The sequence below is a fragment of the Microbacterium sp. Leaf436 genome (assembly GCF_001424715.1).
Lineage (GTDB): Bacteria > Actinomycetota > Actinomycetes > Actinomycetales > Microbacteriaceae > Microbacterium.
In genome coordinates, this window is the sequence record NZ_LMRB01000004.1 from 278,259 (window position 1) to 290,325 (window position 12,067).

15 protein-coding genes and 1 pseudogene are annotated in these 12,067 nt (G+C 60.3%); 8 read left to right on the forward strand and 8 right to left on the reverse strand.

Annotated features, from left to right (window positions below):
• From ASG45_RS13600 to ASG45_RS16730, 4 genes are all read left to right on the forward strand, one after another.
• Nucleotides 1-1,794, forward strand: coding sequence for an FtsK/SpoIIIE domain-containing protein (locus ASG45_RS13600; protein WP_055838668.1), 1,794 nt, complete (start codon nt 1-3; stop codon nt 1,792-1,794).
• Between the two features lie 361 nt (nt 1,795-2,155).
• Nucleotides 2,156-2,395: a hypothetical protein gene (locus ASG45_RS13605; protein ID WP_055838672.1), complete on the forward strand. Its 240-nt coding sequence runs from the start codon at nt 2,156-2,158 to the stop codon at nt 2,393-2,395.
• A gap of 66 nt (nt 2,396-2,461) precedes the next feature.
• Nucleotides 2,462-2,626 carry a hypothetical protein gene (locus ASG45_RS16270; RefSeq protein ID WP_156459457.1) on the forward strand — a complete coding sequence of 55 codons (165 nt, stop codon included), beginning with the start codon at nt 2,462-2,464 and terminating at the stop codon, nt 2,624-2,626.
• Nucleotides 2,626-2,760 carry a hypothetical protein gene (locus tag ASG45_RS16730; protein WP_268773527.1) on the forward strand — a complete coding sequence of 45 codons (135 nt, stop codon included), beginning with the start codon at nt 2,626-2,628 and terminating at the stop codon, nt 2,758-2,760. Before ASG45_RS16270 ends, ASG45_RS16730 begins: the two co-directional genes overlap by 1 nt.
• 57 nt (nt 2,761-2,817) lie before the next feature.
• Here ASG45_RS16730 and ASG45_RS13610 read toward each other — a convergent pair whose 3' ends face one another.
• From ASG45_RS13610 to ASG45_RS13630, 5 genes are all read right to left on the reverse strand, one after another.
• Nucleotides 2,818-3,060 (reverse strand): hypothetical protein, encoded by a 243-nt coding sequence (locus ASG45_RS13610; RefSeq protein WP_055838675.1) that lies wholly within the window; start codon nt 3,058-3,060, stop codon nt 2,818-2,820.
• The gene (locus tag ASG45_RS13615) at nt 3,057-3,494 is read right to left on the reverse strand and encodes a hypothetical protein (RefSeq protein ID WP_156459458.1); all 438 of its coding nucleotides are present in this window, start codon (nt 3,492-3,494) and stop codon (nt 3,057-3,059) included. Before ASG45_RS13615 ends, ASG45_RS13610 begins: the two co-directional genes overlap by 4 nt.
• Complete coding sequence (locus ASG45_RS13620; protein ID WP_055838681.1) at nt 3,491-3,982, reverse strand: hypothetical protein; 492 nt, start codon at nt 3,980-3,982, stop codon at nt 3,491-3,493. Before ASG45_RS13620 ends, ASG45_RS13615 begins: the two co-directional genes overlap by 4 nt.
• Nucleotides 3,983-4,048: 66 nt before the next feature.
• Nucleotides 4,049-4,477 carry a hypothetical protein gene (locus ASG45_RS13625; protein ID WP_055838684.1) on the reverse strand — a complete coding sequence of 143 codons (429 nt, stop codon included), beginning with the start codon at nt 4,475-4,477 and terminating at the stop codon, nt 4,049-4,051.
• A 490-nt stretch (nt 4,478-4,967) separates the two neighbouring features.
• Nucleotides 4,968-6,476: a recombinase family protein gene (locus tag ASG45_RS13630; protein WP_055838687.1), complete on the reverse strand. Its 1,509-nt coding sequence runs from the start codon at nt 6,474-6,476 to the stop codon at nt 4,968-4,970.
• 254 nt (nt 6,477-6,730) lie between these two features.
• Between ASG45_RS13630 and ASG45_RS16780 the strand changes: the two genes are divergently transcribed.
• From ASG45_RS16780 to ASG45_RS13645, 3 genes are read left to right on the forward strand one after another with little or no spacing between them, the layout of a single operon-like run.
• Nucleotides 6,731-7,621 carry a sce7726 family protein gene (locus ASG45_RS16780; RefSeq protein ID WP_162242853.1) on the forward strand — a complete coding sequence of 297 codons (891 nt, stop codon included), beginning with the start codon at nt 6,731-6,733 and terminating at the stop codon, nt 7,619-7,621.
• An 8-nt stretch (nt 7,622-7,629) separates the two neighbouring features.
• The gene (locus ASG45_RS13640; protein ID WP_055838693.1) at nt 7,630-8,562 is read left to right on the forward strand and encodes a sce7725 family protein; all 933 of its coding nucleotides are present in this window, start codon (nt 7,630-7,632) and stop codon (nt 8,560-8,562) included.
• A complete protein-coding gene (locus tag ASG45_RS13645; RefSeq protein WP_055838696.1) occupies nt 8,555-9,598 on the forward strand; it encodes an RES family NAD+ phosphorylase in 1,044 nt (347 codons plus the stop codon). Before ASG45_RS13640 ends, ASG45_RS13645 begins: the two co-directional genes overlap by 8 nt.
• A gap of 229 nt (nt 9,599-9,827) precedes the next feature.
• Here the strand turns inward: ASG45_RS13645 and ASG45_RS13650 are convergent, their stop codons facing one another.
• Both ASG45_RS13650 and ASG45_RS13655 read right to left on the reverse strand, forming a co-directional pair.
• Nucleotides 9,828-10,229: a hypothetical protein gene (locus tag ASG45_RS13650; RefSeq protein ID WP_055838699.1), complete on the reverse strand. Its 402-nt coding sequence runs from the start codon at nt 10,227-10,229 to the stop codon at nt 9,828-9,830.
• A gap of 34 nt (nt 10,230-10,263) precedes the next feature.
• On the reverse strand, nt 10,264-10,860 hold the full coding sequence (locus ASG45_RS13655) for a hypothetical protein (protein WP_156459459.1): 597 nt from the start codon (nt 10,858-10,860) through the stop codon (nt 10,264-10,266).
• 89 nt (nt 10,861-10,949) lie between these two features.
• On the opposite strand from ASG45_RS13655, the pseudogene ASG45_RS16785 reads away from it, so the two are divergent.
• Nucleotides 10,950-11,081 (forward strand): annotated as a pseudogene (locus tag ASG45_RS16785) (LLM class flavin-dependent oxidoreductase); the annotation flags it as partial.
• A 509-nt stretch (nt 11,082-11,590) separates the two neighbouring features.
• On the opposite strand, the gene ASG45_RS16290 reads toward ASG45_RS16785, so the two are convergent.
• On the reverse strand, nt 11,591-11,971 hold the full coding sequence (locus ASG45_RS16290; protein ID WP_156459460.1) for a hypothetical protein: 381 nt from the start codon (nt 11,969-11,971) through the stop codon (nt 11,591-11,593).
• Nucleotides 11,972-12,067: the final 96 nt, after the last annotated feature.

Here is a 12,067-nt window from a genome sequence, read left to right on the forward strand (position 1 = left end):
ATGGGCGAGCTACTTACCCCCATCATCGAGTTGATCCAGCCAGTCATCGATACTTTCATCGAGCACTGGGCCCTGATCGCTCTCGCCTTCCTAACCTTCTGGCTTCTCGGCTGGTACGGATGGAGCGCTCTTCTCAATCGGGCCGAGCGCTGGCGGAACTACGACGGGCGGCGTCGATTCCTGCAGCCAGCTACCTGGTTCAAGATTCAGCCCAAGTCCCACCACAAGATCAAGGAGGACATCCTTGCCAATGAGAACATCCGCGGAGTATATGCTCCTGCTTCTCGCTTTACGCGTGATCTGAGGGAGCGAGAGCAGGGGTGGAAGCTCGCGTGGCTCTCGCCCTATCCCAAGGCAGTGAAGGCGTCAGTCAAGGATGCCCCGAAGGCCAAGGGGAAGAAGCTCGACGCTCGCAAGCAGATCAGACAGGCAGCGCGATCGATCGAGATAGCTCATCTCCCCGAGGATCGAGCTGTCGCCAACGGACTACGCAAGAAGGATGCCCCGGAGGGTGGGGAGACGGAGAAGCAGAAGCGGCGCAGACTGAGGAGACAGGCTCTCATCAACGAGGCCAACCACTTCAGGATCAATCTCGCCACGATGGGAAAGGATCCCGCCGTCATCGAGCGGATCGAGAACAACCTACGGACCCAGCTCAGTCTCAAGGGTGGCCTGGTCAAGCTCGACATCGATGATCCGACGATCCTGGGCTACCTCGCCTACAAGGTCGCTCCCGTCGATCCGCTCACCGAGGGGATTACTGCGGAGTATCTGGACGAGCACCGGGCCACCATCGTGTACAAGCTCGTACTCGGCATCGACCAGGCTGGCCGACCGCTCGTCTACGAGGTCCACCACACACTGATCCTCGGAACCAGTGGCTCTGGCAAGGGTTCGCCGATCCAGGCCACGATCTACCAGCTCGCTCCCTTCGTCAAGCAGGGACTTGCCCAGATTTACGCCGTCGATCCGAAGCGGGCGGAGTTCGCGCTCTACAACCGCTTCCCGTCAAGCCTCATCAAGCGCGTGACTCTCGGCTCGAAGGATGATGACATGCGCGCCCACGCTGACACCATCTCCGAGCTGCTGGACATCATCGATCAGCGGACGCTAAACGCGGAGCTGAGCATCACCGAAGGCGAGGTCGAGGACGGTCGAGACTATGCGATCACGAAGAATAACCCGCTCATCATGTTGATCATTGACGAGTTCCCGAGCCTCTTCCAGGGGTTCAAGAAGCTCGGCAAGGATGGGGCGAAGCCGCTGGCCGAGCTGGAGCAGGTTATCTCAATGGGCCGCTTTGTCGGCGTCTATGTGATGCTCGCCACCCAGCGGAGTGAGAAGGACATCATCGATGCGGTGGCGCCCAACATCACGCGATACTTCCTGCTTCGGCAGCCAAGCCCATACTTCAATCAGAAGTTCCTCGGTGATGATGCTGCGGCAAACGGCTTCGACTCCACGAGGATCCCAGCGAGTAGCGCGCCGAGCTACGAGACCGCAGGAATGGGGTTCACCCTGGACAAGCTAGGCCGACCCTTCAAGTACCGCTTCGCCTACATGAGCAAGGACGACATGGCCCGGATGATCCGAGAGTTCCGCGCCATCGATGAGGGCGAGCTTGAGGAGTTCAAGCGCGAGGATGAAGAGCGCAGGAGAGCAGCGGGTGAGTTCGATGAGATCGAGGAGGATGACGGCGGCTTCGGTTTCTCGGCCAACGACGAGGAAGAAGTTCCCGAGCTGGAAGTTCTCAGCATCGATGACTTCGACGAGCCACTGCCCGGCATGACCTGACAGTGGTGACACGCCACCCCAAGAGCGGCGATCTGACTTCTGTCGGGTCGCCGCTCTCTTATTGGTCATGTTTGCCAGGAATCGATGCCTCTCGCGTCATCATCCAGGAATGCACTATCTCGAACGAGGTTGCGCCTGGGACGCAGAAGTACAGCTCAGAGGCTCGGTCCCATCGCGGCTCTAGCCTGCGCGCTCAGAACAGCCTCTCTGCATCCTCGGAACACTGAGGAAAACCGACCTCCCGACCCTAGAAAAACCCAGTTCAGAACTATTTTCGCCTAGCGGTTGCGGCCTACTAGTTTCTCAATATTGTTGGCCATGTTCAACACTCCGAAAACCCAGATCAGAAGAAAGAATCATCATGGCAAACGCAACCGCTCCCCAGGCCACCGCTCCCCAGTCCGAGAGCTTCGACCGGAAGGATCTCAGCCGCGTCTTCTCCCGGCTTCGTCACGAGGTCGGCGGCCTCGTGGATGACGCCAACCGCTCGCGTCCCTTCTACGCCAAGAGCAAGGAAGAGGCCGTGGCCAAGCGCGATGCCGCACTCAAGGTCATCAGCGAGCTGGCCGACCGGATCGACGCTCTCAAGAAGCAGGACTGATCGAACTAGACAGGGCCGGGGATGATCCCCGGCCCTTCTTCATTTCTCCAGCGAAAGGAACCGCCCGTGGCTACCTACTATGCGGCTGAAGCCCACACCCACATCAAGGCCGAGCTACTGCCCGAGTTCAAGAAGGCCCTGGCCGATGCTGAGGCCGAGGGCAAGGAGGTCTACTCGGTCATCGTCGGCAACGGCGTGCCGTTGCTCTACTCAATCCGGGACAAGGGCTGATGACTTCCTTCGAGTTAATGGAGCTGCTTCGCCATGCGGTCGACATCATGCTCCAGGCGATTCAGGACGGCTGGGACATCAGCCGGCCATGGCTCCACGATGGAGCGCAGTGGATCGCTGACCGCCTCGAATAACAGCCCGCACCAACGCAAAGAGCCCCGGCCATTGGCCGGGGCTCTTTCTTGTTCCTCTTAGATTGCATGCTTGGTCAGGCGTAGATCTTGGATCAGCCCGTCGAGCTTGCCCGTATCCTCGATTTTCGCTCGGGCGGGTATCGCTCCGTTAACCTGCCACTCCTCGATTGGGGCAAAGACGGTCATCCAGCGCTGTCCTTTGCTGCGAGGATCGGAGCACAATGCCAGGGCATCCTCCTCGGACATGCCGAAGAGCGCTCTGGGGCGGCTGAGCTTGCGAGCAAGCACGATCATCTTCATGCGGCGGCTCGATCTACGCGACCCGCCAGGTAGTAGAACCCCTCGAGCAAACCCATCTCCTGAACCCGATAGAGCGCGGCGTACCGCAGAATCGCGCCCCGGGCGCTGAACAGTAACGCCCGCTCCTCGGCGTCAGCCAACGAAAGATCCGTCAGGTACGGCATGATCTGTTTCGCTGCATCCTCACGGGATACCGGGCCCGCCAGAGCGAAACCGGGTGAAACCTTGCTCGACACCAGGATTTCGTCCGCGACAAGCAGTGAGACATGCGCGAAGACCCACGCTCCGAGATCATCTGAGGAGATCTTTCGCGACCACTCAACCGCCTCGGGGAAGTCCCGCGCAAAGGCGAGCACTCGTTCTCTTCCACGGTCGTGCTGGCTCATCCAAAGAGCGAATCCGCTAGCGACGGCATCGAGCTGTGTGTTCGTCATGCGGCCAGCCCCTGAGCGATCTGCCAAGAGCGGTAATCGACGGCCACGCAGTCCAGAGACTCGACATGTTCGACGGCCATATCTGAGATCTTCTTGAGGTCTTCCTCGTCGAGGCCGAAGAGGGACGCGTAGAGATGAACCTTGTGGAGCATCGGCACATCGACTGGGCATTCCAGGGCGTGCGCTCGATCCCAGAATCCATCCGCATAGTCCCGCATTAGGTCGTACTCGACCCCATCTTCGGAGTAGCGCATGCCGAGGTGAGCGTACTCATGGAGGGTGTGTGCCGCGAGCATCCAGAGGAGAACCAGCGGCTGAGCTTCCGGCGGGCATTCGTACAGATCCCAGATGGTGCGCATCAGTTTCTTTGGCGCAAGGAAACGCAGACCGTCATCATCGGGGAAGTCGGGGTCATTCACGAGGAGCTGGATCTTCTCAGCCAGCGGCCGATCGATCGCTGCGTTCATCTGCTTTTTGTTCATGGTCATTCCAATCTCTTGTGTTTGCAGGGGCCGCTACCCAGAGCGGGTAGCGGCCCCGATTACTGCTCGGGGTTAGGCGGCTGCCTGGTCGGACATTTCCAGCTCGGCGAGTTCCCTCGCCTCACGCTTCGCACGCTTCTTGGCCTCCTTGGCCCGGCGCTTACGCTCCAGCTCGACGGCCTTCACATCCTCGACAGCATCCATGTAGCGGGCGAAGACCTTGCCCTTGTAGGAGTAACTGGGGATGCCGCTCGGAGTGTTCCGGTTCTCCTTGCGATCTTCGAGAACGAAGTGCAGCTCCAGGCGGGGATCGATCTTGGCTGCCTGGCCCTCCAGCGTGCCGAAGTAGGCCTTATCCATCAGGTGGCCGTCTCCGAGCAGGATGAACTTGCCAGGGCTCTTCTTGGCCTTCTTGACGGAGGCATCGTTGAGGTAGGTCCGGCCCTTCTCCTTGAGGGTGTAGCCGGGGGTAGGGAGAGTGTCGAAAACGATCTCGGACATGGTGAACTACTTTCTGCCCTTGTGGGCGGGTTTGATTGTTGGCTCTCTTGAGCCGGTTTTCTATGGGTCGGACGGATCGCGCGCTCCGCCGATGATTGGGGCCTACCTGCAAAACTTTCCGTTGATCAAAAGCTCTTTTCCGGCTGTTTATTTCTCCGGGGCGGCTTGTGTTTACAACCATATGAGCCCTAAAAATGGCGCACAAGCGACCCGCTCCCCACCCCTAATGAGGACTGGAAAATGCCCCATATAAGCCCGGAATCACGGAGGCACTTTCGCGAATCCGCAAAAACTTTGAAAAAGTCGTGCATCTCCCAAATGCATCCCGGGCGTGTCGCGCTCGGACCAGGCCATAGAAGGGGATCTCAGCGCCCGAGCACGGCAGGTCGGTGTGCTCGCTCGCACTCAGCGCGGTGGGCGCAGGAGCGGGCAGCCACGACAAAGCCCGGAGCATCATTGCCCCGGGCTCATGTTTTCAGTGTGCTCGCTGTCAGGCCCGCCAGTGGAAGGTGGTGCGGTCCTCCATGGTGCGGTAGCCCGCTGCCGCCTTCGCTATCTCAATGCGGTCAATGACCAGCTTGAAGAGCTGATTGAGCGAGTCAATAGTCCCCTGGCTGAGGGGTATGGGCTGTTCCATGCCATCGCCACTCTCGGGATTTGCTGGAGGGCGTGCATAGTCCGCCTGGTGTTCGGCGATGCGCTCCTCAAGCGGCATCTCTGTGCTCAAGGAGATCCGCGCTGGGGGCGGCGTTGCGCTGGCGGCTTCGAGCCGCTCCTGTAGCTCGTCCCTTTCGGCATAGAGCCGATCGACCTCCGCGAAGGCTACGGCGGCGGGCAGGGTCTTAGTCCGGTAGCCCTCCATGAGCTCTGCGATCTGCTCGCTGATCTCGTCCACGCGTTGAAGGTCTTCGGGGTTGGGCTCGGAGATCGTGGGCTGAATGTAGCTCCCGTGCTCTTCTCTCCAGTAGAGGTACTCGAAAAAGCGTCCGATGGTGTACTCCTCTAGGAGCCCTGCGGAGATACTCAGGTGGCCGGCCTTGCAGCCGTAGGTTGCGCGGCCTCGGGTGCCGCTGGGAGTGGCGCCATAGAGAGGCTTCGAGCAGATCCCACAGCGAAGGATCCCAGCCAGGGGCCAGGTGCCCTGGCGGACCTTGATCCGGGAGTGCGCCTGGAGCGCTCGCAGCGCTTCCCGTCGCTCCTTGAGGGTGATGATGGGTTCCCAGGTACCCATGATGGGTTCGCCGGTCTCGTCGTAGAGCGGTTCCCGGTGATAAGTGCGAACTCCAGCGGTGCGCCAGCCGAGGAGGACTTTCTTGAGCACCGAGTGCTCCCACTTCTCTCCTCCAGCCGCGGTAAGCACTCCCTCTTCTTCCCACCGCCGGGCTATTGAGGTAATGCTCGCGCCTGCCAGGATCTCCTCGACCGCTCTACGGATACGCTCGGCCTCCGCGGGCTCGATGGTGACGCCGTCCCCCTTCCAGCCGAAGGGCCGTTGCCGCTGGAGCTTGGGCTTTCCCTGGAGAGCCCTGTGATGGAAGGAGGCGGTTTGGCGCTCGGAGATTCGATCCGCTTCGGCGGCGTCCCAGGCTGCAACTGTGAGGGCAACCGCTCTGCCGTCTGCCGTGGTGAGGTCATGGCTGCCCGAGACTACGGTCTTGATCTCCAGGGCGCCCGACTCTGCGAGGCCGATGAGCTCGATCCATTCGAGGGGGCGTCTAGTGAGCCGACTGTTGCTGTAGGCAATGATCGTGCCGATGAGTCCTTCTCGGACCGCCTCGAGGAGAGCCTGGTACTCGGGCCGGGGCTTGTTCCCGGTTCTATTGCTCGCTCCGATGTCGTTGTCGGTGTAGACGGCGACGACTGGAAGGCCGAGACGGTCCGCGAGTTCCCGGCAGTCTTTCTCCTGGCGCGTTACGCCGATCTTGTCGCCTTCGAGATCTCGGCTGATCCTTGTGTAGATCGCTGAGCCCGGGGCTCGTGCCTTGCGTTTCGCGGCCATGAACTTCTACAATACACCATAAGCAATCCCGAACCAGATGGGCGTCGAGTTCAACCTGCGCCTGGTCGAGAACTTCGCGAAGTACGTCGCGCCCTCGCTCGGCTGGGTACCGAACTGGGAAGGGCCCATTGCTGAGCACGCGAACGTAATCAGCTGAGCTCAGAGGGCCCCCGCGACAGGACCGTCGGCTAACCAGTCCCGGACTGGGTGGGCGTCTAGAATCAGACAACGGTTCCGAGCGGGGGGTGTTTCGCGTGGGCACATCTGCCACTGGTGAGCTCGCCGCTCTCTCGCGACTATTCTCCCCCGCCGCCATACGCGAACTCAGCCAGAGCGGTTGTTCGCCCCTTGTCGCTCGGTTACTACGAGACACTTCGATCCCGGCAGACCTTCCCGAAGGAGCAACGCTTCGGGATGCACTTGATCTCAGCTACTCCAAGCTGACGAAGTCCGGCAACAGGGACGACTACGTCTATCGGAGTTCGGTTGTTGAGAAGATTGCTCTTGGCCGACACAACCTTCGCACTGCGACTGTCTTGAGCGAGGTGCGTGCGCGCGGGTCCAAGGCAGACCTCGTAGTTCTTAACGGCACCGCCACGGCCTACGAGATCAAGTCAGAACGAGACTCGCTCAGTCGCCTACCTTCCCAGCTCAGCGACTACAGGTCTGTTTTCGCAAGCGTCACGGTGGTAACGAGCCTTCGTCAGATGGATGCTGTCCTTCGGCTAGCTCCGGATGACGTCGGCGTACTTGTGCTCTCTTCTCGTCTGCGACTGCAGGTCGTGCGCGAGACTCAGGACCTCCCCGGACGCATCGACCCAACGGCGCTCCTGGAGACTCTCCGCGCTAGCGAGGCAACACAAGTACTTGAACGCATCGGAATCAAAACGCCGGACGTTCCCAACACCCGCCTTTGGGCGGAGCTGAGGAACCTGTACGCGACGCTCGACCCAGTAGAGGTGCATAGGCACGCTGTGCAGGTGCTGAAGCAGAGCCGATCTCGCGCAGCCCAGGAAACGCACATGCGGACGCTTCCGCCTTCCATCAGGACTGCGGCACTCTTCGGCGACCTGAACGAAAGCGCGCGCGCGAACCTTTCCTCTGCTACCGGTACGTTGATGACGTCAGTGATGACCTGGAGTTAGGAACGACGATGTACTTTCCGTACTTTCGCGGCAAGCAGTTCGAGTTGATTGCGATCCGCGAGTGCGCGGCGGTCATCGCAGACGCCGGGTTCAATCCGATCATTGAGCCAGTTCGGGAGACCTTCAAGGGACTCCAGCGCACACTTGACGAGCTAATGCTCAAGGGTGCTAGCGCTGCGGTGATCGTGAACCCTCGACATGGCGATCACAGAGACAGCAGCGAGATTCTGGCGCAGTACATGGCCGACAGCCACGGGGACAACGATGCAATCTCCCCGGCACTGCTCCTCACGAGCGACATGACTGTGAACGATGTGCTCAGACTCGTCGAACCCTACGCTGAACGGCCACTCACCCTTGTGCATGGCGGATTCACCGACGGTAAAGCTCTCGCAAGCAATCTCCCGTCGGGTTCTGTGACACATGTCTTCCTCGATGCGCGCAACACCCTTTACCGCCGTCCATTCAAGGGCGCACAGCGCATCCTGATCGAAGACGGCTTCGAACGCAAGAAGAACGCCGACTACGACTTCATCAACCGGTTCTCAGATCTCCACGTTACCTACGAAGAACTTGGCGGTGACGGTTACGGTGATTTCCTGACTGTGGGTGATCACTACAGCGAGGGCGGCGGACCTGCGTACGCTGTCGCCATCCATTTGACATTCATCGACCCATCAAACGACGACGCAATGTTCGTTTATCACTTCAAATCCGACTCGAACGACACCCCCGTCGACCCGGCCGGCAAGTTCGCACAGGCGCTTGCCAAACTCATTTCGGCGGTCGACGACCCAGCCTCAAAGATTCTCGCAACAACCGCTGTCGAAGAGTTCCGTGACCTGCACGAGCGCAAACACTTCCCAGGTCTCGGATACGTCAAAAAGTTGTCCATCAAGCATCACATCGAGACCCTTGCCGACTACCACGCGAATGCCTGAGCGACGCTGCTGCGCAACATGCTTCAGTGATCGGCACATCCGTGCTCAGCTGATCGATCAATGCGAACCGCTTACGCAGGACTGCGACTACTGCGGCTCGGCAGGCGTGCTATGCGTTATCCCATCCAGACTGAGTCAATGGTTTGCCCCGCTCATCGCAACCTACAGCGAAGACCCTGACGGAGATTTCCTGGTCCGACACCTCATCGACGAGTGGCGGATGTTCTCAAACGGACGACTAAGTGAAGCACAGGCGAAGGAGCTCCTCGCCGATGTGCTGGACGATGGGGAGATAGTCCGCAAAAAGTTCACGCCCATCGCTCACCCGAGTGGTGGCAATCTTCGCCGCTGGGAAGAGTTGCGCGACGAACTCATGCACAGCAACCGGTGGTTCCTCGAGGAACCCATGGACATGGATCGCTTAGCGGTCCTACTGGACCAACTCATCACTACACCTACCGCGCTTGAATTCAGCAACTGGTATCGCGCCCGCTTGATGACGGGCGATGACGCCTTCCCGCTGACGGACATGGGGGCACCTCCTCGTCACAAAGCGGGTCACGGTCGAGCCAACCCCGCAGGCATCCCCTACCTTTACCTGGGATCAACTCAGGCAACCGCTGTCGCGGAGCTTCGCCCCCATACAGGCGAAAGGGCGTGCGTCGCTCAGTTCGACCTCTCAGACGCAGACAACCTCAAGCTGGCTGATCTTCGAGACCTACGATCCCTCATCTCGCCGCTGAGCGATGGCGATGAGACCCTGATAATCGAACTTCGAGCTGACTTGCCGCTTCTGGAGCGCTTAGGTGAAGAGCTAACGCGCCCCGTCCAGCCGAGTGGCGTCGCTTACGAGTACGTACCAACGCAATACCTATGCGAATACATCAAGAAGAAGGGATTCGACGGGGTGTTGTACAAGAGTTCGGTCAGCAGCGATGACGGTGTGAACATCGCGCTCTTCCATCCAACCATCGCAACCGCGATCAAGCTGGACGTAGTGTCCGTTACACAGGTGACGGTCTCCATCGCAACCTAATTGACCGATTTTCAGCCGTGTGTGAGTGACTTCGTACAACAGCGGATATATGTAAAGCCCATACGTATCCGTGTACCAGATCAGCTCGTCGGCAGCGTGCCTTATGGCGGTGCCCACGAACTGCGCGACCCTCCCCCTCAGAGCAGAAACCGCCGTTACCCGCTTTCCCCAGGCCGGGAGCACGCCGCTCGGGGCGAACCTATGCCATGCGGTTGGTCACTGATGCCGCCTAGACGGTCGTCTCGGCACCTTGGTCGTCGAGGAGGATATGCAGCGCGAGGTGCGCTGCCTCGGCTAGGTTGCTCCAGCTATCCGCGATGGACCTCAGCACTTCAATGGAGTATGGATGGCTCGTGAGCTGCTTTCCGCCTCGTCGTAGATGCCATGCGACGATGTGGTCCTCAAACACCTGGTAAGTCCCATGGATTAGGTGGTTGCGGTCCGGCAGCATGCGCTCGTAACCATCGACCACGTCTGCGACCGCGGGGTGGTGGATTTTCCGTGCTGCTTCGACGAGCCGCACTCCACTCTCGCCAGTCGCTCCTCCCGGAAGCATTCGCCCGATCAGAAACTCAACTTGCCCCGCACCGTAGACGATACGGCCGATGCTCTGTGAGAACTGCTCAGGCATCTGGGTCGTTCCTGCGTGGTTCTGGATCACCTGGCTAAAGCCTCACGTCGTGGGTGCGCGGGGGCCGTCCCGCCTTGAGGTGGTCAGCGATGTCGTGGGCGACCTCGCGAGAGGCGTCTCGCACCTGCGCAAATGACGCTTGCCAACCTTTGTTGTCGTCGTCAAAGAGATAAACGACTTGAAAGTTTGGCCCCTCGATCACCACCTCACCCTCACCTCGGGGAATCGTGACGACGGGGGCGACCTTCGGGAACCCCACGGCTGAGAACTGCTCGAAGGTCGGATCAATGAGGACGAACGGGCGCTCAAGGGTTGCTACGAGATGACCAGCCCGCTGGAGCTCCGACCCATCGGGTGTCGCCCCCGCGTACCCGGCCACCCCGGAGAGGCCGCCATGTTCGCGTATGAAGTCGCGAGCCATAGACCCAGTCGCGACGGTTTTCCCAGTCGCCATTGACTGCCCAGGGAGCGATACCGCACGGGGCGTGAGCAGGTACCCGCAGTGCTGAGCGACCTCGCATAAGAGTGCCACTCCCATGATGCATTGAGCCTGCCCGTCAATTGCTACCGCCACGGCGTCGGCGATTTGCTGCAGCCGCTCCTCGGCACTCAAGCCGAATGCTCCCACCATGCCCATCATCTTGCCGGACGCTCCTAGCCAGCCACGCCGCCACGCGCCGGCAACTATGCACTCCCCCAGGCACCTGCCCTCACCTGTTGCTGGCCGTTACTATCCCGAGGCAGATGGGCGTCGAGTTCAACCTGCGCCTGGTCGAGAACTTCGCTCGTCACGTCGCTCCGGCCCTGGGCTGGCAGCCGACGCTGGTGAGCGCCGCAATCCCGGCGCAATAGGCGCCACTCGACATGCCGTGCACTCTTCACCCCCGCAGCGTGAGGCTGCAGCCTGCAGCGGTGGGCGACGCCAACCGTGCGGCGCTTCCCTCCGCAGAATGAAAAAGACGCGCGACTCGAAGGCGCGCCCCTTTTCGGCGGGGAGTCGAGCAGAGGGGGTGTGGTTAACGCAGTATTCACTTCTCCTAGAACAACACGGACGAGACGAACATCCGGCTTGTCACGGAATCGCTCGGACGTCGACCCCGCGCGTGAGCCATGATGCCGCGAGACGGCTGCCCGCGGTGCGAGTCCATACGAAAGCCCCGCCTCGGGTGGTCAAGACGGGGACAAGTGCACATCGGTAGATGTCTCGAATCTGACTGTGCGCAGACGGTGACGCGAGTTGGTGTTAGCTCTGTTAGCCAGAGGCTCCGGTCTACTCACTGCCACGAGGTCGCGTGTCACACTCCGGCTTTGGCCCGGAACTCGCCGGTATCGTGCCCGTCCGGAACTTCGGCCTCCGGATTCTATAGGACAAGCATCGCGGTTCCGGTGGAGTACACGTCTTCGATCGTCCAATCTTGATCCCACGTAATCGTTATGGGGATATCAAGGTACTCATGGGAAAGGTCGACTTCAAACTGTGAGGCCCCCAGGGCTCCGGACGGGTCTTGATCCAGAATGGTGCCCTGCATCTTCCCGAGCAGCCTCAGCTGCCCCACCCCCATCCGTTTGCCATCACCTTCTTCGATCTCAAGCCTTAGGACATCAGCTTCTGTCACGTGTGACACATCGATGGACGACAGTATGGCGCTTGGGTGCCAGTGGGAGCGACCGGTTCCGAAATGGACACCCACTCCGCACTCCTCCGACACCAAGGATGCAAGATGTTGATTGAGAAAGCTCACGAGATGACCGTCGATTTGGCTTAGCAACTCGTCAGTGGCGGGTACACCCGGTCTGCACCCACCTGGGCTTGATGCGCCACGAAATCGCCACGCTTG

Excerpts from the sequence above, each read along its gene's own strand:
- ASG45_RS13600 (WP_055838668.1), top strand. The coding sequence starts at position 1 with ATGGGCGAGCTACTTACCCCCATCATCGAGTTGATCCAGCCAGTCATC.
- ASG45_RS13605 (WP_055838672.1), top strand. The coding sequence starts at position 2,156 with ATGGCAAACGCAACCGCTCCCCAGGCCACCGCTCCCCAGTCCGAGAGC.
- ASG45_RS16730 (WP_268773527.1), top strand. The coding sequence starts at position 2,626 with ATGACTTCCTTCGAGTTAATGGAGCTGCTTCGCCATGCGGTCGACATC.
- ASG45_RS13610 (WP_055838675.1), bottom strand. The coding sequence starts at position 3,060 with ATGAAGATGATCGTGCTTGCTCGCAAGCTCAGCCGCCCCAGAGCGCTC.
- ASG45_RS13615 (WP_156459458.1), bottom strand. The coding sequence starts at position 3,494 with ATGACGAACACACAGCTCGATGCCGTCGCTAGCGGATTCGCTCTTTGG.
- ASG45_RS13620 (WP_055838681.1), bottom strand. The coding sequence starts at position 3,982 with ATGACCATGAACAAAAAGCAGATGAACGCAGCGATCGATCGGCCGCTG.
- ASG45_RS13625 (WP_055838684.1), bottom strand. The coding sequence starts at position 4,477 with ATGTCCGAGATCGTTTTCGACACTCTCCCTACCCCCGGCTACACCCTC.
- ASG45_RS13630 (WP_055838687.1), bottom strand. The coding sequence starts at position 6,476 with ATGGCCGCGAAACGCAAGGCACGAGCCCCGGGCTCAGCGATCTACACA.
- ASG45_RS13640 (WP_055838693.1), top strand. The coding sequence starts at position 7,630 with ATGTACTTTCCGTACTTTCGCGGCAAGCAGTTCGAGTTGATTGCGATC.
- ASG45_RS13645 (WP_055838696.1), top strand. The coding sequence starts at position 8,555 with ATGCCTGAGCGACGCTGCTGCGCAACATGCTTCAGTGATCGGCACATC.
- ASG45_RS13650 (WP_055838699.1), bottom strand. The coding sequence starts at position 10,229 with ATGCCTGAGCAGTTCTCACAGAGCATCGGCCGTATCGTCTACGGTGCG.
- ASG45_RS13655 (WP_156459459.1), bottom strand. The coding sequence starts at position 10,860 with ATGGTGGGAGCATTCGGCTTGAGTGCCGAGGAGCGGCTGCAGCAAATC.